Source organism: Mordavella massiliensis, from assembly GCF_016902415.1.
Taxonomy (GTDB): domain Bacteria; phylum Bacillota; class Clostridia; order Lachnospirales; family Lachnospiraceae; genus Merdimonas; species Merdimonas faecigallinarum.
Window position 1 is genome coordinate 13212 of the sequence record NZ_JACJLV010000021.1, and the last position, 20236, is coordinate 33447.

The following is a 20236-nucleotide window of genomic DNA, read 5'->3' on the forward strand; positions in this document are numbered from 1 at the left end:
TTACTTTTCCGGGAGTGTAGCCACAACTTCGGGACACTTTGTCCACAAGTCGGAGCGTAGGACGAGGGACGGGGGCTTTCATATACGCCCAGTCTGCTGTTGAAACCAGACCTGTGCTTACGGCTCTACGCCACGCAAGCACAGCCCTGTTTTCCTGCCGCTTCAAATGCCCTTGCCCTCCCCGGCGGCAACGGCATTTTCACGGCAACGCCGACAGAGCGTATAACACACTACACTTTGCTTCGCAAAGTCGTGTGCCAAATGGGGGCGTTGCCCCCTTTGGAAACCCCCACAAGAAAAGGCGGTACGCTACCCCTCCACGGGGCGCATACCGCCTTTTCTTGTTATCCAGCCCTCCGGCTGTATCGGTTGAGCAAAAGTCAGCGTGGGATTGATGTGGTATCTTTATCTAAGTGAACCCCCTTTCTCCCACTTACTGACAGCCGGTGTGGATACCCCTAAAAAATCTGCGATCTGCTCCTGCGTCAAAGATAAGGCTTTTCTCTTCTCCCGAATAATCTCATTGATTTTCATAACGGACACCTCCTTGTATTTCTACTCTCATGATAACAGAGTGAAATATAAGGAACAATAACGCCGTTGTTAAATGAATGGTTGAAAAAATAAACCAGGGATTAAAATGACTATTTGATAAATATAAATGTCCTCTCGTCAGACAGCTCCGCCCGGTATGTATATCCCAATCGGTCAAACCGCTTCATCTCCTCCGGATCCCGGATCCGATTCTCCGCCATATACCGCACCATCTCGCCTCTGGCCATCTTGGCATACACGCCTTTCTGCACGATCTTCTCCCCGGAAAATTCACCGAAGACGCAGGTGATATACACATCCTCCGGCTGCAGATATTTCTCAACACAGCGGGAATATTCTTTTGACGCCAGATTGATGAGGATCCGGCTCTCGTCCAGGACCTCCCGGTACAGGTGCTCGCCCCAGTACTCATACAGATCCTTCTTTCCGCCGATCTTTGCCTTGGCCTGCATTTCTAGGCGGTAGGGCGTCACACCGTCCAGCGGTTTCACCACGCCGTAAAATGCCGACAGGATCCGCAGATGTTCCTGCACATACTGAAGCTGCCCGGACTCGAATACGGCGGGCGCCATATACTGATATGCGATCCCTTCATAGGAGAGGATGGCCGGAGTCAGCCCGTGACAGAGATCCATGTGTTTCAGCCTGTCATAATTCTGCTCTGCGATCCTGTCGTTGCAGGCCCACAGCTTCTTCGCCTCCCCATAGGACAAGCCCTGCAGGAACTGAAGGATCTCTTCTGTCTGCTCCATAAAAACCGGCAGGCCCTCTGGCGCCAGGTCGTCCGTATTCACATTCATTTTCTTTGCCGGTGATAAGAGGATCTTCATGACTGCCTGCTTCCTTTCCTGTTTTACCGAAATAGATACTGATATGTGCGACGCTGCTGCAACAGGATGTCCCGTACCCGTATTTTAATTTCTGCCGGATAATAAGGTTCTTTCTCCAACAGCATTTCAATCTCTTTTATGCTGTAAGAAAACTTCAGGGACTGCCCATACAAAGCTTCCACAGCTTCCAACTGCTCCATAAAATTTCTGCTCAGTGTTTTGGCTCTGACCTGCGGGATAAGCGTGATAATATCCTCCCCCATCGGATAATCCATCTGTGTATCCGACAGAAGCGCGCAACCGTTATCAAACACCGGGCAGTAATGATAATGACCGTCTCTATCAAGCAGCACGGCAATATTATGCATATGTCTGTCCTCGTTCAGGAACAGCGCATCTATTGTCAACAGACGGCTTAGATAAAAACCAAAGTCTTTCAGGCCCGTCATCTGCTCCACCTGCTCTGTCAGAAAACGCGTCCTTTCCTCTACACCCTGTATCTGGAAAATGCTCACATACAGACTCCGCCCATACAGATTCTTGAACAATCTCTCCAACGTGATAAGCTGCCAGCCATCCGGGAGAAAATTTCTGCTGCGACAGCCCCTGTATATTGCTTGCTTATACCTAATTTCTTCCGTTTCATACAGAATATAATCATTTTCCTCCATATTGGAGTATCGCAGAAGCTTTGAGACTACATATTCCGCCAGGCCTTCATAACCGGTATAGTCTGCCTTGTACCATACCCCTTCCGATTCCCACTTCAACTGATTCCCTTTTGACGACTGATGCGCCGCAGTCCTCAAATCCTTTTCTTCCAGACGGATCATTTTCCTCACCTCTCGATCTCAATCCAAAAATCATCTTCTGCCATTTCCCCTTTGGTTTTCTGGATGATCATAAGCGGATCATAAAATGGAAGATTCAGCTCCTCAAGCAGGATTTTCATCTTGTCTCTCGTCCGCGGGAAACATCTTGATTCCAGAAATTCTTCATACTCTTCATATGTGGGGTGTTCATTTTTCCCAAACGCCCGGTACAAGGGATCTGTTACATAGTTTTTGATTTTTACCCGCTGTTCCCTGTCATTCACATCTATGATGGTGCACAGCCGGTTCTGATTCAAATATCTGAGCCGAAGAGGGAACTCTCTTTCCGGGATCTCCAGCTCTTCCAAAAGCCACGGGCGCTCCCGCAGGATGCAGAGCATGGCGGCAGCAGCTCCCGACACTGTCCCCCCGCTGCTTTCCCAGTGTTCCACCGTTTTAACAGAAACATTCATCAGCCCGGCCAGTTCTTTTTGCTTCATCTTCAATTGTCCGCGTATTAGTTTCACTTCCGAAGCACATACTGTTTTCTGTAAAGCAAATTCCATTGTCCCACCCCCTGTCTTTATGATTATAAATCGATTTCTTTCTTATAGAATATCATAAATTATACTAAAATCAAGGGGTATATAACAAAAATACTACTGATTTATAGTAGTAGTCTTTTTCTGCCGCGGTATCGTTTGTATCTTCTCACTCTTCTTACCTCCCTTGACCTGCTTCTATCTAATAAGACAATTCAGTTCGGTAAAAAGTTAGTTTTTCATGGAATAATTGCGGCAAATGTTTTGGCTAAACTAAAATCACAATTTAGTTTAGCCAGAGATACCATTGACAATCCGAAAAAAGTCTGGCTATAATAAAATCACAATTTAGTTTGGACGGATATTCTGAATAAAATTGACTTATACTATAACCGAAGGGAGAGATTGTCATGGCATATATCAAACGAGCTGCGGAAGATACGATTGCACGGGTGTCCAAAATGTTTCCTGTGCTGCTGGTAACTGGCCCCAGACAGGTTGGGAAAACGACCTTATTGCAAAGAATGGCAGAGGCACAGCAAAGTGAAGGCATAGAGCGTAAATATGTGACTCTGGATGATCCTGATGTCCGCTACCTGGCAAAACACGATCCTGCCCTGTTTTTACAGAGGTATTCTCCACCGGTACTGATTGATGAGATCCAGTATGCAACAGAGCTGCTGCCCTACATCAAAATGAGTGTTGACCGTTCTAAGAAAAAAGGTGATTTCTGGATCACAGGCTCGCAGGTTTTCCGCCTTATGAAAAATGTCAGCGAAAGTCTGGCCGGACGGGTTGGAATCGTGAACCTGCTGGGATTATCCGATGCGGAAATCTATCATGAACCGAGCGAGCCTTTCCAAACAGAAGCCGGGTATTTGATGGAGCGTTTGCCCGTAAAAAGAAAAAGAGATTTAAATGAGATCTACCGCCGGATATTCAAAGGTTCTATGCCGGAACTCTATGCAGATGAAAATGTGGACTGGGAGACTTATTACCGCTCCTATGTTGACACCTATCTGCAAAGGGATATTCGGGATCTGGCACAGGTCGCGGACGAAATGCAGTTTTACAATTTTATGACGATTGTTGCTGCACAGACCTCAAAGCCTGTTGTCTATGAGGAACTGGCGAATGCCGCAGGCGTTTCAGCTCCAACGGCAAAAAAATGGCTCTCTATTTTGGTGTCGTCTCATATCATTGCGCTTGTACAGCCTTATCACAACAATGCGCTCAAACGGGTGGTAAAGATGCCACTGCTCCATTTCCTGGACACCGGCCTGGCAGCGTACCTTTTAAAATGGGGCAATCCCGAAGCACTGGAGAGAGGCGCCATGTCCGGGGCATTCTTTGAGAGCTATGTTTTTTCAGAGATTTATAAGAGTTATCTTAACGCAGGAAAAGAGCCGCCTGTTTTCTATTACAGGGATAAAGACAAGAAAGAAATCGACCTGCTGCTATATCAAAATGGTATGCTTTCCCCGATAGAGATCAAAAAATCGGCGTCACCGGGCAAAACCGCGATTAAAAACTTCAAGGTATTGGAACCCGTTACCAGAGAACCGGCTTTCGGAGGATTGGGTTCTTTGAAGGTCGAGATTGGAACCGGAAGTGTGGTCTGTATGGCAAATGATCTGCTGCCTGTGGACGAAAAGAACTGGTATGTACCCGTTTGGCTCATTTAATCCGTATTTTGCAGAAAAAACGAGAACCGAACAGCTCTCGTTTTTTCACTATTTTTACTCTCCAAAATAAGCGGAAATCTCCTTCATTCGCCGGCTTTGGCTAACATGGAAGGGACAGCGGGCGTCACAGTGGCCGCAGGAAACGCAATGCGATGCCTTACGCCCCAGATGGGCGTAGTGATCCCGGGCCAGCCCGTCACCGGCCTTTGCCAGATCGTAATACTTGTTGATAAGCCCCACATCCAGACCGGCAGGGCAGGGCTGACAGTGGTTGCAGTACACACATACGCCGTTTGACTCGGCAGGCGTGAAACTGCCAAGGATGGAATAATCCTTTTCCGCTTCTGTGGCGGTGAGAAACCCGAGAATCCGCTTCAGATCTTCCCGGTTCCGCACACCGGGCAGTACCGTCAATACACCTGGACGATCCAAGGCGTACTGCATACACTGGTACTCCGTCAGGGCCTGGCCGAAAGGCGATGTTTTTGCGTCCAGCAACTGCCCGGCGCTAAACGCCTTCATCACCGAAATGCCCACGCCCTCCGCTTCGCACCGGCGGTAAAGCGCAGCCCGTTCATCCCCGCTGCCGATGGCATACTCCCCGTGGCGGTAGTCGTAGGCGGGGTTGATGCTGAACATCAGCATATCCAGGATGTGCATATCCAAAACTTTCTCTGCCACAACAGGCGTGTGAGAGGAAAGCCCGATGTGCCGGATAACGCCCTGCCGCTTCAACTCCTCTATGTAGGCGATGGTTCCATGCGCCTCTGCCTTTTCCAGGTCGGAAAGTTCATCAATACAGTGGATAAAACCAAAGTCAATATAATCCGTCTTAAGAGCTTTCAACTGCCAGTCGACAGAACGCCTGATCTCATCCAGGTCCAGTGTCCAGCCGTATTTGCCGCCGCGGTAATCCGCACCGAAATGGATCTGATAATACACCTTATGCCGGCAGCCGGATACCACCCGGCCATAGGCGGGAAAGGGCGTGGCATCCCCGGCGGCCATGTCAAAATAGTTGACGCCGTTTTCCAGCGCCATGGCGATCGTCTTTTCCGCTTCCTCTCCGCCCGAAGCGCCAAGAGAGCTGTTTCCCATGCCGATGATACTGATCTGTTCCTCCCCGTGGGGCAATTTTCGATACTCCATAAAATCCTCCTTGCTTGCCTTTTATTCTCTCAATAAGTCCTAGTCCTCCACTGATAAGGTTACCGTCACATCGCCGCTGCCCAGCGCTTCCTCCCAGCCGGTGAGGTCATCGATACGACCGATCCTTGTATAACTCCAGGAGTTGGAACCATAGAACATAACGATCTGATTTCCCTGATATAGCACAATATCTCCGGTCTGGGTCGTGGTCTGGCTGTTGCTTGCAGGAAGGCTCTGGCCCAGCGGCCCCACCTTTTCAAAACCCGCATAATCACTGAGCTGTAAGGTAACAGGGCCGTTCTCCATCATCTGGACAAGAGCGCTAACCGCGCTGTTTTGTTCCAATGTGGCAATAAAATCCTGGCCGTTTACATTGACGTTCATTTTCATTTCGCCGTTTTCCTCCTCAACCCACTCACTTTTTTTATTCTCTGCTTCCTGCGATGGCGCTGATGATTCCTGGCTCCCGCATCCGTCCATCAGTACGGATGTGCTAAGTAATAGAAACAACAGGAAAAAAACCTTTTTCTTCATCATCAGAAGCCCGCCTTTGGCTGTATCTGCACGGTGCCTGTCCCCTCTTCGATATCGCGGATGATCTCACCCACTGCCGGGACAGTGATCCGGCTGCCGCGAAGTGGATTTTTAACGCTGAGAACCGGCGTGGTGACCGTTGCTTCCACTTCGCTCCGCTCAAAGGCCAGGTCGCAGCCTTCCATTTCACAGTGAATGAGCTTCAGTCCCTTGCAGTAGCACAGGGGCTGTGTCCCGATAATCTTACAGTTTTCAAAAGTAATATTCTCGCTGTACCAGGCCAGATACTCACCTTTTACTACGCTGTCACGCACTGTGATGTTTTTCCCGTGCCAGAAGGCGTCTTTCGTATCAAAGGTGCAGTTCTCAAATACAGCATCCACGATATACTGGAAGGAATATTTGCCTTTCATCCGCACATTGTTAAAATGCAGATTGGAAGAACGCATCATAAAATATTCGCTTTCGACGTCGCAGTCCTCCATTTCAACATTCCTGGCCGACCATCCGAACTCCGGGGAGATCACATCGCAGCCACGCATCAGAATGTCCGAACACTCACGCAGGGCCTTGATCCCGTGAAGCTTTGTATTCTCGATGGTCATGTGGTCAGAGTACCACAAGGCCGCCCGGCAGGCCTGCGTCATCCTGGAATCTCGGATGACAAGGCCATGGTCATGCCAGAAGGGATAACGCAAATTGAAGAACCCGTGTTCCACCTGCACGCCGCTGCACTCCTTAAAGGCGCTCTCGCCATCAGCCGGGCCGTCAAGGGAGCAGTTTTTTACCAAAATATCGTGGCTGCCGTAAAAGGCACGTTCCGCGTCAAAGGTCTGATCCTGAATCACTTTCATATGAAAACCTCCTGTTATTCCTCTTTCTTTGTCTCCATCTGATAGATAAGATAGTCCAGGCAGTCGATCCGCCTTTGATTGCGATGGAGCTTCTCCAGCAAATGCTTCCTGTGACCGGAGAGAAGCCTGCGCTGCTGTTCCCCATCCCCGCTGTCCTGAAGCGCCATAAACATTTCTGCCATTTCATCGGTACAGCCGGCATCCTTCAGATTCTGCAAGACAGTATAGGCATACGGATTTTCATTTTGAGCCATGGATTGTTTTTTCTGCATTCTCACTCACCACCACAGATCAGCACAAACTGAATTTCTATAAATCAAGTATAGACGCCAGAAGATTATATATCAAATACTTATTCTTTATCATGTTCCATAATTGACAGTTATACTATTGTCCGCTATACTGACTGTCAGGAGGCGGTTTCGATGGAATTTCGTTTATTGGAATACTTTCTGGCAGTGGCCAGAGAACAGAATATCACTGCTGCGGCAGAGTCTTTGCACATCTCTCAGCCGGCTTTATCCACGCAGCTTAAAGCGCTGGAAACAGAGCTGGGCAAGCAGCTCCTCATTCGCGGTGTAAAAGGCTCCCGCAAAGTTGTTTTGACAGAAGAAGGGATGATCCTGCGCAAGCGGGCGGATGAAATGATCTCGCTGATGCGCCGCACAGAAGAAGAAATCACCGGCTCCGACGAAAACATTGCAGGGAATGTTTTTATCGGAGCCGGTGAAACGGAAACAGTTCGTTTGTTTGCGCAAGTTGCTAAAAAACTGCAGCAGAGATATCCGGATATCCGGTATCACATCTCCAGCGGCAATGCGGAGCATGTATTGGAATATCTGGATAAAGGACTGATCGATTTCGGACTGCTTTTTAAGGAGATCGATCCGCAGAAATATGAGGCCATCCCGATCTCTGTCAAAGACACCTGGGGCGTTTTGATGCGCAAAGATTCTCCGCTGGCAGAAAAGGAAACGATCTGCCCGGAAGATCTGTGGGATAAACCGCTGATCGTCTCCCACCAAAAAGGGGATGACTCCTATCTGAATCAATGGCTTCAGCGGAAAGAATCCGAACTGCATATTGTGGCTACCTACAATCTGCTTTTTAACGCCTCGCTGCTGGTAGAGGAAGGACTCGGATACGCTCTGTGTTTTGATAAGCTCATCAACACGCGGGGAAGCAGCCTTTGTTTCCGCCCGCTTTCACCCCGGCTGGAAGCGCGGGGATTCATCGTCTGGAAAAAATATCAGGTGTTTTCCAAGGCGGTAAATCTTTTTTTGCAATCTCTGCGGGAACTGCTTGAAGTGAAAAAATAATCCTTTTACACAGTTATTTCCATTCTATTCCTTTTATCACATTTAAGATCATTTCCCGGTTCTTTTCATGCAGATAAACTTCGTTCAATTTTGACTTGCTGTATTGCAGATAGGTATTCCTGGTCTTTTCTGTCAAAAGATGTGAGAAAAATCTTTCCCAGCTAAAATACGTTCTACTGTCAATATAGACTTCCGGATTCTCTAATATATCCTGAATTAGAATAGATCCGATACAGTTGCTGATATGCTTTTTTTGTATCGTGATATTTCCCGGAACAGTGAATTCCGTATATTTCTTCCACGCTGTATGGCAGAGTGTATAAATTTTCCCTGGTGATCAAAACAAAATAGTTATTTGAATTTCGGATCTTCTCCGCAAATCTTTCTGTCGTGATAAAGACATTTTCTTCGTCTATGAAAAAGATTGTTCCTTTCCCATTTTAAATATAATATAGCCCTTTAAGTTAGTATAATCCGACCGGAAAGTTGTACCACACCTTGGAAAATAATCAAATCTCTCAGGCAGATTTCATTGAATTTTACAATTTCAACTGTATCATCTTCACCATACAGAGCCGATCTGAAACCGCCATGCTGAGCCTTGTAGACAAGTTCAGACCATTTCTGGGGATGTGACGATAGTAAGGTTCCTCCGCAATCACCTTCGCATTACCCCCGATCTTTGCTGCCAGTTCTTTTGCTGAATCCACATAAAAGAACATCTGCGCATCGGCATGGCCTACCTGCTTCATATACTTCTTTTGCATCATAGCCATGCCTTTTTTGTTCACGGTGTCAAAAACAACTTCCATATTTCCAAATTGTCCCATCGTACGCAGAAGGGCAACGACCTTATTTTCTTCAAAATAATGAAACAGCCCGCCTGCAGTAACGAGAATAGGAGCATCGGGAAATTCTGTACGAACTTGTCTGATCCAGTCTTCGGAAAAGGCATCTCCTGCAAGATAGGTTTCTCGTTCCAATTCCGGGAGCAGTTCCCGCCGGTAGTCAATGACATGAGGCAGATCCACGGCATACCAGTGTGTCTTTCCGTTATCACATCGGTGATATGTTGTCTCCAGACCACAGCCCAGCTGGACAATCACACCGTCCGGTCTGCGTTCCAGAAAAGACCGAATAAACCGATCCATATTGGCAGACCGGGAAGCAGAGGCCAAGAGAGTATACTGGTTCTGCATATTCTTTTCAATCAAGTCTGAAGGCAGCTTCTTTTTCAATTCCAATGCTTTTTTATCATATAAAATTTGCGGACAATACTCACTGGCATAGATTCTGCCCAGCATAGGGACAAACAGGGTATCTTCTACAACGCCTAATTTCTGCATAACCAGTCCTCCTTTATAGTGAGATTATTTCCGGCCTACCAGGAGTCTGGAAGATCCCAGCATCATCATAGCTGCTCGGCGGTGTGAGCCGAACGCCTCTTGTGCAGTATCAATGAGACGAACATCCTGATACCCCATATCCCGCAGTTTCTGCGCAAAATCTTCCATGTCACCGTACATCTTTGGTTTCATATCATCGTTGAGTGCAAAGACGCCGCCTTTTTTCAATACCCGCAGGCTTTCCAGCAGCAGTTTCTGCATATCAGCACCCATAACATTGTGATAGACATAGTTGCTGATGACTACATCAAAGCTCTCATCGGGAAAATCCAGCTGCTTTGCATCACCGTGCTGAAATACACAGCGGGAAGCCACGCCCTCACTGGCAGCATTCTTCTCGCAGAGTGCTTTGCTGTAATTGTACACAGCGCCCCAGTAATCAACACCGATCACTTTTGCTTTCGGCCATGTCAGAGCCGCACGGATTGTCAGTGCTCCGGAGCCACAGCCTACTTCCAAAATCTTTCCCTGCCCATCATAGTCCAGATGGGAGAGAACAACCCTATGAACCTGTTCCATGATTCCGCCGCCGCCAAAGGCATACTGGCGCCTGATCCATGTGATCCAGACCAGCAGGGCCATCAGCGCCGCCGCAACAACAGAGAACAGAACACCGAGAACCGTGATGTGGAACACCGAAAAAGAGAGTACGGCCAAAACCACGGCCAGAGCCGTGATGCCGCCGATAATATAGAACACGGGATTGGACATCCAGCTTCCGTAGTCTTCCCCGTGAGTTCCAAGTCGAATATTCTCCTGTTTTAATTCTTTCTTGTTCATTACATTATCTCCTCTATATTAATAATCTCATCAACAATACTCCTATCCCTGCCTGCACCGCCGCCATCAAGGGACACAGGAGCAATGGCCATTGCAACAGATGCTCCGGCAATGCGTAGCTTTTCATCCACACTTTGAACCCATAGCCAGGGTCCCCTTCCGTACCAGGAATTACAAAACGGCGTTTCGCCCTTTTCTGGATGAGAAAGATATCCAGAAAAAACAGGTCGCACAGGTTTATCATCATCCACTGGATATATCCTGTCAGCGCCATCTGCCAAAACCCATGAGTGCCCCCTTCCACCATACTGACTGCCCCGTAGAGCAAGAGGGGCAGAAGCTCCCCAAAAAAGATCCATAGCCAGTAAAAGCGATTCTCCGCTTTTGAGGGCGGTTCCGGCGCACTCCTGATAATGGCAGGCGGGTAGCTGGGAAACATCAGTCTGGGATTGTACAGTGCTACGGCAGCAGCAAACAAATTAAAATAGGCTGCCATGGCAAATCCGTCTAATATCGTTCGCATCCAGTTCATCCAGATTCCTCCTTAAAACGCACTCGCACAATCTGCAAATGCAGCGGTCCGTCGGCGATTTTAGCCAGAAGGCGGTGAATGGATCTTACCCCCGATCCCTCCAGTTTCTGATAGCCCTGCATATACCCGCAGCTGGAAACAGAGAGCAATGGTGACCAGCTCTCCAGCTCTCCTTTGGCATCCTTTACGGAGAAATATGCACCGACATCCTTGATCCCCGCCTGTTTTACCCAGGTTTTCAGCATTAGTTTGACAGCGGTTTTGCCTGCTGCATCAAAAACCAGACGTCCTCCCGGAAAGTGTTCGGCCATTGCCTTAACCAACTGCTTCATCTGGTTTGTAGTAAAATAGTAGAATACACCGGCGGCAAACAGTACTGCACCATTCTCAGGATCAAACCGTACAGCTTTCATCCAGCTCAGATCTGTTAAATCACAAGCCAGATTTTCTTCCCGCTCTCCGGCAGGAAGCAATTGATTCCGCAGCGCAATCACATCCGGCAGGTCAATATTCCAGATATGGCACTGACCGTTGTCGCACACTCGTCCAGTGTTGTCCAGTCCACAACCAAGATTAATGACGGCAGCTTTTGGATGTTGATGGAGATAGTCCCGTATCTCCCACGCAAGGTCATTTTGGCGCATGGCTACTTCCAATGCACCAAAGCTATGCATGATACTTTCCGATTGTTTTTCTAATGCAGAAAAGTCATAATCCACTTTTTTAATCAACTCCCCGGCTGTTTGATCCTGAAACAATCCGGGAAATTTCCGAGAACAAAGCCATCGGGCGTATAGTGGAATGATCAATGTTTCCTGTAATGAATTCTTTTTGATTGTTGATTTGTTCATAATCTGCCTCTTCGGGTTAGTTATCGCTAACCTTTTTTTATTTATTTTAACAGATTTAAAAATCTTTTTCTACTCAAATTGCTCTTTCAATTCCTATAAGATATTTTTCAGAGGCTTCTTCACTCAAGTTTCCAGCTCTGGCTTTCTGTCTGCAGTTTTACCATATGAGTATACCCCTGATTGGAAAGCCTGTCACTGCCTTGCTGGATCGGATGATCGAGAATCTCATTCATTCGGGCAATGTTGGTTCGTGTACTGATGACTGCCGCAAGATTCTGGAGCGCGCCCTGCAGAGGGTCATATAAACGGGGTACTACCAGAAGGAACATAAAGAATGTAAGCACGGAGAGGCTTCCTTGCATGAGTAGAACAGCTCCCACCAGCGCAAAGCATCGTAGAGTCCTGCAATATAAGAGTGCGTAGCATATTCACAATCTTCTTTGTCCCGGCACTCCAAAAGGCGGTTACAGACTTTCCGTTGTTCTTCTGTCAAATCCAGCTGGAGATACTCCATTTCCGCAATGCCTTCATTTTCAGAGTCTTTCTGATAAGTCATGTCTGCTTCCAATAGTGAACGGATTGTTTTCTCCCTCAATGTTTCAACAGCTACTTTGAGTAATTCTTTTAGGTCTATTTCATTCATCCTTTCCTCCCACAATTGTTTTTATTTTCTTTAGAGGAGCATTGATTACCTTGAAAATCAGTTCATCCACGCAATCCGTATATCTGCCTTGTTGGATCAACAGATTTTTCAATTCTACAAGGCTTTGAAGCAAAAGGCTTCTATCATGGCTATCCACATAAACATGAAATGTTTTTTCTCTCATACGATGCACCTCCTTACAGCATCATTATACGAGAAGCGGAGTACCCCCTCAAATATGCCAGCAAAAGGACGAAATAAACTTCAAAAAAATGCCTTTTACTCGGTAACATTCGCCCATTCGATTAGCAAGGTTTTTTGCATGATTTTTCGGCAAATTAGCAGGAGAGGCAGTTTGATTAGCAAAAATCGAAAATTTTCTGCTAATCATTAGCAAGCTAATCGGTGACAAAAATCAATCGTTCGAGTTCACCATGGTCACTTCCGATTAGCAAAAATGCTTCCTGCTAATCGCTGTTTGTTATGTGTTCGATTTTTCTTGGGAAAAAGAAAACGCCGAAAACCTTGAAAAATCAACGTTTTCGGCGGAATTTTTGGCGTCGCTAAGAGGATTTGAACCTCCGACCTACCGCTTAGGAGGTCTCCTGACCACTGTCAATCCAAGTCATGTTCAGTTCACGCAAGGCTCGTAATAAAAGGTCTTTTACTACAGTTCAAATCGTTTCTGGTCAATTGCTGTCAGCCACTGTAAACCCGGAACAACCGGTAGATATTAGCCGGATATTGGCTGCGGCTAATAAAAGGTGTTCGGCTTACTGTCAACGGCTTCCTAAAGGATCGGCTACCATGCCCGTCTTAGCAGGAATGATATACAATATTCAATTGATCAGATTTACTATCTATACTATACCGTGTAATGGTCAGTTTGTCTACGTTTTTTCGACTACTTGACAGCGTAAATTTACCTTCGGAATTGATGGGGTAGAAATCACCCATGACGCGCTGATAAAGCATCAGGCTATAGTTCTTTTTTACTCTACATCCTTTTTTGTTATCTTGCAACCTCATTCCATTGATTTTTCATTTTCATAATCCCCATATATGTGCATTGAAATACAGCTTCTTTTTTGTTTCAAGCGATATGCTGTGGCTGATGCTCTCCATGTATTTCCCCACTTGCCTGTGTCTGTTCTTTTCTGAATTGAGGATCTCCCGTGTTGTGATATATGTTTCTTCTGCCCCGGCAGCTTTTGGCAGTGCTCTTTCCTGATACCTCACCAGCTCTAACATATCTCCGCCATTCAGATGATAAGCCCTTAACCGTGCCATTTTTTCTGCACCACAAATACTCCAGCCCATCGGCCTGGAACTCATTCGGGAAGCCAGCACATGGCTTACATGTCCTTCCGTACTGCTCCCAATCACTCCTTCTTTATGTCTCAGCCGCAGCCTGGCTGCTGTCCAGTTTGAAAGAATGTATTCTGCTGCTTTGTCTATACGCCTGATGTTCTCCTCCTTTTTCAGATATCCTTTCAAACAGTCTGCTAATTCTTTAAACTCCTTTTTGGTCCCTCTCCGGATCGTCCGGCGCAGCTTATCTGCCGCATCCCATCGGCTGTCTTTCATATGGCTTGTAAGTCTGGTAAGATATTTTTCCAGATGGAACTCGTCCAGCACATGGACTATCCCTGCGATCCGTTTCATGCCGCTCCTGATCCATCCGCCGCCATCAGAGTTCAGATAAATCTTTTTTACTTTTTTCAGATCATACCTTCTCTCCAGGTACTCATAGACTTCATCCCAGAACTCCTCATTCCCTTTCCCCGTATCCACACTGCAAAAGTAATGCGGGTTTACCAGCCTGTGGCGCTTACTTTTTGGCGCCTCTTTTTCAATCCCTTCGTAAACATAGATCAGTTTTGCAAGCAGGCAGTTATTCTTCTGACGGTTTTCATTTTCCATCAGATCTCCCTTTTCCTTACGAAACTGCAGTGAGATATGGTCTTCATCCGCGTCAATATACAGATACTCCACTTCCTTTTTCCTGCATGGTTTCTCCTTTTCGGGTGGAAACTCAAGCTGATGGATCTTATTTTTCACCGTCTGCCTGCTTACCTCTGCTGTCAGACTGCAGCTTTCCCCTCCGCGCCGGTAAGATGTCTGTACTGCTTCCTGAAACAGAAGGGCTTGAGCATCTTCTGTCATCCGCTCATGTTTCCCCAGACCAAGGATCCTGTCGATCAGATAGGAGCTTTCTCCTGTATGCTTGTTTGTAAACAGAGTCTTTTTAAAAGCTACCGTTCCCAATGAGGTGATCAGCTGTTTCCGGATGTGAGCCTCTACTACCCAGTCACGTCTTCGTATCGGACTTTCAATCAGCATCCGGTTCATCATTTCCAGAGAATCCTGTATCATCTTCAGCCCCAGCTGATGCAGTTCCGCTGTTAAACCAAGGACATACTCAGCCAGCTGATCTGGATGTTTCAGGAACTGATCTTCAAGTTTTTCAAATCTGTTGATGCATTCTTCTTCAAAATATCTTATACTGTTAAGCATAGAGGACACCTTCCTTTGTTTGTATTTTGGTTGTCAGCCTTAAATACTTTATCACAAAGGGGTGTCCTCTACCTTATTTTCCGAATAAAACTTTACGCTAGCTCGACTACTTCATTTTTGTCTTACAAATTGATATTTCCCATAATCTCTTTTCTTCCAAAAATCTTATCAAATCCCATTTTCTCAAACAGTAGATTTACTTTTTCTTTGGTGACCTGGTTCGCATTCAGTTTATCAATAGCATTATGAATTGAAATATTTTCCAAACTAATTAACGCTTTTTCCGGATCAATTAACACCTCTTTTTCCAGAACATTATAATTCATATTATAAAGAATAACAAAAAAGAGGTTGGAGTTGATCTAAAAAGCGGTCTAGCACTTCTCCTCTGAAATCTCCCAATGGCCATTTGATCCCCGTCCAATATAATTTACATGATCCATTTTTTTCAAATGGCGGTTTATCGTTCTGACATTAACGCCTGCCCTTTCTGCCATTTTTCTTGTACTGATCCTGCTGTCTTTTCTGATTAAACTTAAAATCTGATCATCTAAGTTGTCTTTGGTGACATTCGTGGTGACATCACTGGTGACATTTGTGGTGACATCCTGAGAGACATCATAATTCAGATTTGGCATCACCACTGTAAACTGATATCTGTCAGATCGAAATTTAGGCTTTTTGGTATCGTCATAATTCACCTGAAACTCATATCCACTGATGATTTTTTCAAAGCCGCTGCCTTTCCGTTCCATATATCCCAGCCGGTTCAGCACGTCTGCAAGAACCGGATTTCTTCTGGTCGATGGAACTGTAAGCGGATCACGCTCCTGGATCAGGGAGCCATCAGGCATCCCTCCCGGAGAGTATATCTCCATCCGGTCATCATAGATATCAATATGGACCTCACTTCCATTGATCAGGTAGTCACGGTGGGCCAGCCCGTTAATGAGTGCTTCATGATAACTCCGCTCCACGTATTCAGGCATTTCCTCACGGGAATTTTCTGTTTTTCTCCACATCACCCGATTATTTCGTTTTATAAAGGCCTCACCATTTTCGATCAGCGAAATAATGCTGCCGGAATATTCCGCATCATCCAGCGCGTCCATCATGCCGCCGCTCTTATTTATGCCATTCCACCTTGTACAAAACACTCTTGACCATCTGATCGGGCTTTCATCGGCAAGGAGCGCCCCTGCATTGGTCAGATATCCCTGTTCATCTGCCAGCCCGAAAGAAATCAGATCTTTCTCATCAAAGCTGTTTCCTGTCCACTTTTTATATCTCTCTTTCAATTTTGAAAAAGCATAGTCCTCTGCCTTATAAGAAGAAATCTGTGAATCATAGGAAGTATTCTTTCCCCGGAGGACAAGCCGCTTCAACTCAGTAGAAGTAGCTTTCACGCTCTCATTCCCGACACGGATATATGCTTCCAGCACTCCATCCCCGGAATAATAATAGGGTGTCTCCTCGCCTTTACAAATATCCAGGACGACTAATGTTTTCCCCTCTTCTTCACAAAATCGGAGCGTGAATTCCGGTATGGGATCCAGTCTGCTTTTTATGATTTCACTGATTCTTTCCGCATCCCTCTCCGGATTGGCAAGGCCAATAATATTCCCGTCATCAGAGATGCCAAAAATCAATACTCCGCCGGACGTATTGGCAAATGCGCTGACACTTTTGCACCAGCTTTTCGGCTTTTTTATCTCAAGTGCAGCCTTCTTATCATATTCTGTTGTTTCACCGATTAAGTTTCTAATATCCATAAGACACATCCTCTGCTTGACTCTTTAAGATGCTTCATCCACCTGATTTACTGTATTTATATCGAAATGCAATTCTAAGTTTCCGCCGGACCCAGCCGATACATCTGCTGATACATCCTTTTTGTGTCACGATATCGTCCGGAACAGCGCAGCCCATATATTTCATCTGTGCTATACGGAAGATGATACAGATTTTCTCTGATAACAATGACAAAATAACTGTCGCTTCTTTTTACAGCATCCGCGAACTCTTCTGTAGTGACAAAAACATTTCCGTCATCAATAAAAAATATAGTATCTGCTGCCTCCTCCACAGACCACTTCCAGTTATCCCTGTACAATACTTTGCATGGGACTTCACTGATCAGCTCTATTCCGCTGGAATCTTCATAATGCCGTGCCTGCCATATCATATCAATGAGTGTTGTTTTTCCTGTTGCACTGTCTCCACGGATTATGGTTATTTTTTCTTCTATTTCAAGCTCGTAATAAAGCCTGTTGTTTTTTACAATAATCTTATGCTTTCCCGTCATCTTCTCACCTACACGTACTTAGCGGCCACCGCTATAAAACGATCAAGATCATGAACCATTTCCCCATTGTTAAGAATTTTGATTTCAAAAGGCTCTTTTCCAAAATTCATAATATGCCGCAGATTAATTGTCAGATCCTTCCTTTTTCCGATTTCCAGAATCCATTTCGCACAATTGTTGCCACAAGCGGATGCATTAAAAATTCTTCCTGAATCATCAAAAGCCATCAAGATCAATGTTTTTACACCGCCTGATATCTCTTTTACAGAAATCGGGCCCAATACAGGACTCTCTATAAGATGAGGACCGATGACTTCTGATTTATCTACATCTTTTATCATTTCTACAGTCAGGGGATCTGTGATCCACTCATCATCATACGTATTATTAAAATAAGCAGGCGGATAATAGATTGCCTCTTCCATTTGCCCCAGATAGATGCTCAGCATAACATACCTCCATTTTTCTGTTGATCTTCTTTCTAAAAAATCAACAAACAAAAATAACTCAAACTAATACTTTCATTATAAGCAAATACAGATTCCCTGTCTATCTTGATCACACTTTACTGTTCATTTTTGATGCCATCGATACCAGCAGCGCAGCCATCTCCGGGTCAGCCAGCACTTTTCCAAGCAATTCCGGATCCACTCCCTCTGGCACCTGCAGCATATTCTCCGGCATCTTCTGGTGGATATCCGGATCAAGTTCTTTCTTTTCATAAAATGCTTTTTCAAAAAGTTTTGCATTTTTCCTCCTGTCATCATCCAGGATATGAGAATAAACATTCAGGATCATATTGGCCTGGGAATGACCGGAATCTCCCTGCGTAGCCTTGATATCACCACCATTCAGCTTCAGCTTATAAGTAACGCTGGTATGCCGGAGGCTGTGTGTAACTACAGAAGGCAGATTGTTTTCAGCAATAAGTTTCTTCAATCCATTCAAGATCACATCTTCACCGACAGGAAGTCCATAGGGGGTTGCCAGTACCAGGTTATAGTCCATATATTCATCCCCCATTACTTCTTTTTCCAGATCCTGTTTCTTCTTCCACTCGACAAGCATAAGCGCCACAGTTCGCGGGATGAAAACTTTTCTTTCGCTGCCTTCTGTTTTTGGCTTTTTTAAAATACGGACTGTTTTGTTGGATTTTCTGGTTTCTGGAAATACAAGGAGTACATCTTTTCCATCCAATGCTTTCAAAGCCTCCTTACTTACTCTCTGCAATTCTTTATTGATAACGATATAAGCCCGATCCTCATCAATCGCTTCCATGGAAATATCCATAGCGTCCCAGGAAAGCGCCGTGACCTCGCCGGGACGGAGTGTACCGGCAAAAATAATATTACAGGCCAGGACAACTCTCTCATCAACACATACATCCATTGCGTGCATCATAGTGTCTGCTTCCCATATCTCGCGCTTTTTAGGCGTATGTTTAGGAACAGTCGCCCGCTGGCAGGGATTTTTCTCCATCAGTTCCCATTTAATTGCCTGCTCAAAGCAGTTGCGGAGCAGCTTGTGAATCTCCCGTATCGTTCCTGTTGTAACATACTCGCTTTTTGGTTTTTTGGTCATCGGATTGACAACAGCCGGTGTCTCCAAAAGTGTCTGATAGTATTTTTCTATAAAATGCGTATTCAAATCCGAAAGTTTCACTTTACCTATCATCGGCTTGATATAATTCCTGATCAGGCCAACTTTTCCCTGATATGTAGACATTACCCAGGCTTTTGTTCCATAAATAAAAACATATTCATCGAGAAGATCCGACAGGTAGGTACACTTAGGTGCAACAAATGTTCCTAACTCCTGCTTATACTCAATTTCCTTCTTGCGTTTGCGGGCTTCCGCCTTTGTATCATATGTTTCCCATTTTTGCTTTCTTTCGCCCGCATCATTCTTATAATAATAGACAACTTTATACTTGTGGTTTCGTTCCTGTATGGACGCCATTCTTCTTTCTCCTTTCTTCCAGCCATGCTTCAAATTCTTTTCTGCAAATCCGTACCCGGTTTCCAATATGTATGATTGGAAATTCTTCCCTCTGGTACCAGTTTACAATCATGGATCTTGAAACCTTTGCCATCAGTGCTGCTTCTTCCGGAGTCAGATAACTAAGATTCCCATTACATCTCCGATCTCCGGTCTGCAAAAGTTTCTTTCGTCGGTAATTCGCCAATGCTATATTTTCTTCCATAGCAAGTTCTTTATAATCATTGCAGGGTGACAACTGATACTCATCCTGCTCATCAAGAAATTTCTGGAAGCTTTCTTTTGTGATCCGTTTCTGATCAGCAATAATAACTGTAGAAAAATATTTTCCATATTTTCTGCTTTTCAGCAAAGTATAAACAGTTCCTCTGCTAACACCAAGCAGTCTCGCCATATCCGGCATACTGATGGTTGCCTCATATAATTCTCTCTTTGCTTTACGATCCTCAGCTGTCTGATACTTCGTCTGTCCGTTGTACCAATTCCAAAATACATCTTTCGGTATCCGCTTCCAGTAATCGATCGTAACTGTCTCAAGCTTTTCCCTTTTAATCAGGTCATAGGCAACGCTTTCTTCAATTTCCAAAAGCTGCGCAATATCACGTACAGAAAAGGACCATTCTTTTAATTCCAGTCCCGGCTCTTCCCCGGTCACTTTCTGATATTTCACCTGATTGGCATACCACTTTTCAAAACTGGCAATATTGACCCGCAGCTTGCCGGCAATCTCTCTGGACTCAAATACATTCTTATGAAGAAGCCAGTACCGATCCGTCTTCTTAAGTCCTAACAGTTCTCCCATTTCCGCTACACTCATCCATTTCTTTTGAGGAGATGGTTTTCTTTTGTATGGACTATGGGATTCAATGGCCTCGATCATATCCTGGTATTCTTCTTTCATCCATTCTTCCTTTTTATTCATAA

General features: G+C 45.4%; 22 protein-coding genes and 2 pseudogenes. 2 read left to right on the forward strand and 22 right to left on the reverse strand.

Annotated elements, in window-relative coordinates:
- Window positions 1–420 precede the first annotated feature (420 nt).
- From H6A13_RS07540 to H6A13_RS07555, 4 genes and pseudogenes are all read right to left on the reverse strand, one after another.
- A pseudogene (locus H6A13_RS07540) lies at window positions 421–534 on the reverse strand (helix-turn-helix transcriptional regulator); the annotation flags it as partial.
- 110 nt (window positions 535–644) lie between these two features.
- A complete protein-coding gene (gene yaaA, locus H6A13_RS07545) occupies window positions 645–1385 on the reverse strand; it encodes a peroxide stress protein YaaA (protein WP_204909004.1) in 741 nt (246 codons plus the stop codon).
- A 23-nt stretch (window positions 1386–1408) separates the two neighbouring features.
- Window positions 1409–2218 carry a HipA domain-containing protein gene (locus H6A13_RS07550; RefSeq protein ID WP_204909005.1) on the reverse strand — a complete coding sequence of 270 codons (810 nt, stop codon included), beginning with the start codon at window positions 2216–2218 and terminating at the stop codon, window positions 1409–1411.
- Window positions 2219–2223: 5 nt separating this feature from the next.
- Window positions 2224–2763, reverse strand: a complete 540-nt coding sequence (locus tag H6A13_RS07555) for a helix-turn-helix domain-containing protein (protein WP_204909006.1) — start codon at window positions 2761–2763, stop codon at window positions 2224–2226.
- A gap of 386 nt (window positions 2764–3149) precedes the next feature.
- Here H6A13_RS07555 and H6A13_RS07560 point away from each other — a divergent pair, with 386 nt between their 5' ends.
- Window positions 3150–4424 carry an ATP-binding protein gene (locus tag H6A13_RS07560; protein WP_204909007.1) on the forward strand — a complete coding sequence of 425 codons (1275 nt, stop codon included), beginning with the start codon at window positions 3150–3152 and terminating at the stop codon, window positions 4422–4424.
- A gap of 54 nt (window positions 4425–4478) precedes the next feature.
- On the opposite strand, the gene H6A13_RS07565 is transcribed toward H6A13_RS07560, so the two are convergent.
- Genes H6A13_RS07565 through H6A13_RS07580 form a run of 4 tightly spaced genes read right to left on the reverse strand, consistent with a single transcriptional unit; the run spans window position 4479 to window position 7233 of the window.
- Entirely contained in the window at window positions 4479–5573 is a 1095-nt protein-coding gene (locus H6A13_RS07565) for an aldo/keto reductase (RefSeq protein WP_204909008.1), read from the reverse strand.
- Between the two features lie 39 nt (window positions 5574–5612).
- Window positions 5613–6110, reverse strand: coding sequence for a cyclophilin-like fold protein (locus tag H6A13_RS07570; RefSeq protein ID WP_243424754.1), 498 nt, complete (start codon window positions 6108–6110; stop codon window positions 5613–5615).
- Window positions 6110–6961 (reverse strand): DUF3737 family protein, encoded by an 852-nt coding sequence (locus H6A13_RS07575; RefSeq protein ID WP_204909009.1) that lies wholly within the window; start codon window positions 6959–6961, stop codon window positions 6110–6112. Before H6A13_RS07575 ends, H6A13_RS07570 begins: the two co-directional genes overlap by 1 nt.
- Window positions 6962–6975: 14 nt before the next feature.
- Window positions 6976–7233: a hypothetical protein gene (locus H6A13_RS07580; RefSeq protein ID WP_243424755.1), complete on the reverse strand. Its 258-nt coding sequence runs from the start codon at window positions 7231–7233 to the stop codon at window positions 6976–6978.
- Window positions 7234–7386: 153 nt separating this feature from the next.
- Here H6A13_RS07580 and H6A13_RS07585 point away from each other — a divergent pair, with 153 nt between their 5' ends.
- Window positions 7387–8280 (forward strand): LysR family transcriptional regulator, encoded by an 894-nt coding sequence (locus H6A13_RS07585; RefSeq protein WP_204909010.1) that lies wholly within the window; start codon window positions 7387–7389, stop codon window positions 8278–8280.
- 539 nt (window positions 8281–8819) lie between these two features.
- Here the strand turns inward: H6A13_RS07585 and H6A13_RS07590 are convergent.
- From H6A13_RS07590 to H6A13_RS07655, 14 genes and pseudogenes are all read right to left on the reverse strand, one after another.
- Entirely contained in the window at window positions 8820–9626 is an 807-nt protein-coding gene (locus H6A13_RS07590; RefSeq protein ID WP_204909011.1) for a class I SAM-dependent methyltransferase, read from the reverse strand.
- A 24-nt stretch (window positions 9627–9650) separates the two neighbouring features.
- Window positions 9651–10466 carry a class I SAM-dependent methyltransferase gene (locus H6A13_RS07595; RefSeq protein ID WP_204909012.1) on the reverse strand — a complete coding sequence of 272 codons (816 nt, stop codon included), beginning with the start codon at window positions 10464–10466 and terminating at the stop codon, window positions 9651–9653.
- A 13-nt stretch (window positions 10467–10479) separates the two neighbouring features.
- Window positions 10480–10998, reverse strand: a complete 519-nt coding sequence (locus tag H6A13_RS07600) for a hypothetical protein (RefSeq protein WP_204909013.1) — start codon at window positions 10996–10998, stop codon at window positions 10480–10482.
- Window positions 10995–11849: a class I SAM-dependent methyltransferase gene (locus H6A13_RS07605; RefSeq protein WP_204909014.1), complete on the reverse strand. Its 855-nt coding sequence runs from the start codon at window positions 11847–11849 to the stop codon at window positions 10995–10997. The genes H6A13_RS07600 and H6A13_RS07605 overlap by 4 nt, the downstream gene beginning before the upstream one ends.
- Window positions 11850–12019: 170 nt before the next feature.
- Window positions 12020–12232: pseudogene (locus H6A13_RS07610) on the reverse strand (ABC transporter ATP-binding protein); the annotation flags it as partial.
- Window positions 12163–12492: a hypothetical protein gene (locus H6A13_RS07615; RefSeq protein ID WP_243424756.1), complete on the reverse strand. Its 330-nt coding sequence runs from the start codon at window positions 12490–12492 to the stop codon at window positions 12163–12165. The gene H6A13_RS07615 and the pseudogene H6A13_RS07610, both read right to left, overlap by 70 nt.
- Window positions 12485–12676, reverse strand: coding sequence for a hypothetical protein (locus H6A13_RS07620; protein ID WP_204909015.1), 192 nt, complete (start codon window positions 12674–12676; stop codon window positions 12485–12487). Before H6A13_RS07620 ends, H6A13_RS07615 begins: the two co-directional genes overlap by 8 nt.
- Window positions 12677–13539: 863 nt before the next feature.
- Complete coding sequence (locus tag H6A13_RS07625) at window positions 13540–15009, reverse strand: ISLre2 family transposase (RefSeq protein WP_204909016.1); 1470 nt, start codon at window positions 15007–15009, stop codon at window positions 13540–13542.
- Window positions 15010–15131: 122 nt separating this feature from the next.
- Window positions 15132–15308, reverse strand: a complete 177-nt coding sequence (locus H6A13_RS07630) for a hypothetical protein (RefSeq protein ID WP_204909017.1) — start codon at window positions 15306–15308, stop codon at window positions 15132–15134.
- A 75-nt stretch (window positions 15309–15383) separates the two neighbouring features.
- Window positions 15384–16781, reverse strand: coding sequence for an AlbA family DNA-binding domain-containing protein (locus H6A13_RS07635; RefSeq protein WP_204909018.1), 1398 nt, complete (start codon window positions 16779–16781; stop codon window positions 15384–15386).
- A 74-nt stretch (window positions 16782–16855) separates the two neighbouring features.
- Window positions 16856–17314, reverse strand: coding sequence for an ATP-binding protein (locus H6A13_RS07640; RefSeq protein ID WP_204909019.1), 459 nt, complete (start codon window positions 17312–17314; stop codon window positions 16856–16858).
- Window positions 17315–17322: 8 nt separating this feature from the next.
- Window positions 17323–17763, reverse strand: a complete 441-nt coding sequence (locus tag H6A13_RS07645) for a DUF4869 domain-containing protein (RefSeq protein ID WP_204909020.1) — start codon at window positions 17761–17763, stop codon at window positions 17323–17325.
- Between the two features lie 109 nt (window positions 17764–17872).
- Window positions 17873–19273 (reverse strand): tyrosine-type recombinase/integrase, encoded by a 1401-nt coding sequence (locus tag H6A13_RS07650; RefSeq protein ID WP_204909021.1) that lies wholly within the window; start codon window positions 19271–19273, stop codon window positions 17873–17875.
- The gene (locus tag H6A13_RS07655) at window positions 19239–20234 is read right to left on the reverse strand and encodes a helix-turn-helix domain-containing protein (protein ID WP_243424757.1); all 996 of its coding nucleotides are present in this window, start codon (window positions 20232–20234) and stop codon (window positions 19239–19241) included. The genes H6A13_RS07650 and H6A13_RS07655 overlap by 35 nt, the downstream gene beginning before the upstream one ends.
- Window positions 20235–20236 lie beyond the last annotated feature (2 nt).

Coding starts and splice junctions, on each gene's coding strand:
- H6A13_RS07580 (WP_243424755.1), bottom strand. CDS start 7,233: ATGCAGAAAAAACAATCCATGGCTCAAAATGAAAATCCGTATGCCTAT.
- H6A13_RS07650 (WP_204909021.1), bottom strand. CDS start 19,273: ATGGCGTCCATACAGGAACGAAACCACAAGTATAAAGTTGTCTATTAT.
- H6A13_RS07585 (WP_204909010.1), top strand. CDS start 7,387: ATGGAATTTCGTTTATTGGAATACTTTCTGGCAGTGGCCAGAGAACAG.
- H6A13_RS07550 (WP_204909005.1), bottom strand. CDS start 2,218: ATGATCCGTCTGGAAGAAAAGGATTTGAGGACTGCGGCGCATCAGTCG.
- H6A13_RS07620 (WP_204909015.1), bottom strand. CDS start 12,676: ATGAGAGAAAAAACATTTCATGTTTATGTGGATAGCCATGATAGAAGC.
- H6A13_RS07565 (WP_204909008.1), bottom strand. CDS start 5,573: ATGGAGTATCGAAAATTGCCCCACGGGGAGGAACAGATCAGTATCATC.
- H6A13_RS07640 (WP_204909019.1), bottom strand. CDS start 17,314: ATGACGGGAAAGCATAAGATTATTGTAAAAAACAACAGGCTTTATTAC.
- H6A13_RS07625 (WP_204909016.1), bottom strand. CDS start 15,009: ATGCTTAACAGTATAAGATATTTTGAAGAAGAATGCATCAACAGATTT.
- H6A13_RS07570 (WP_243424754.1), bottom strand. CDS start 6,110: ATGATGAAGAAAAAGGTTTTTTTCCTGTTGTTTCTATTACTTAGCACA.
- H6A13_RS07635 (WP_204909018.1), bottom strand. CDS start 16,781: ATGGATATTAGAAACTTAATCGGTGAAACAACAGAATATGATAAGAAG.
- H6A13_RS07655 (WP_243424757.1), bottom strand. CDS start 20,234: ATGAATAAAAAGGAAGAATGGATGAAAGAAGAATACCAGGATATGATC.
- H6A13_RS07615 (WP_243424756.1), bottom strand. CDS start 12,492: ATGAATGAAATAGACCTAAAAGAATTACTCAAAGTAGCTGTTGAAACA.
- H6A13_RS07590 (WP_204909011.1), bottom strand. CDS start 9,626: ATGCAGAAATTAGGCGTTGTAGAAGATACCCTGTTTGTCCCTATGCTG.
- H6A13_RS07555 (WP_204909006.1), bottom strand. CDS start 2,763: ATGGAATTTGCTTTACAGAAAACAGTATGTGCTTCGGAAGTGAAACTA.
- H6A13_RS07560 (WP_204909007.1), top strand. CDS start 3,150: ATGGCATATATCAAACGAGCTGCGGAAGATACGATTGCACGGGTGTCC.
- yaaA (WP_204909004.1), bottom strand. CDS start 1,385: ATGAAGATCCTCTTATCACCGGCAAAGAAAATGAATGTGAATACGGAC.
- H6A13_RS07595 (WP_204909012.1), bottom strand. CDS start 10,466: ATGAACAAGAAAGAATTAAAACAGGAGAATATTCGACTTGGAACTCAC.
- H6A13_RS07645 (WP_204909020.1), bottom strand. CDS start 17,763: ATGCTGAGCATCTATCTGGGGCAAATGGAAGAGGCAATCTATTATCCG.
- H6A13_RS07575 (WP_204909009.1), bottom strand. CDS start 6,961: ATGAAAGTGATTCAGGATCAGACCTTTGACGCGGAACGTGCCTTTTAC.
- H6A13_RS07605 (WP_204909014.1), bottom strand. CDS start 11,849: ATGAACAAATCAACAATCAAAAAGAATTCATTACAGGAAACATTGATC.
- H6A13_RS07600 (WP_204909013.1), bottom strand. CDS start 10,998: ATGAACTGGATGCGAACGATATTAGACGGATTTGCCATGGCAGCCTAT.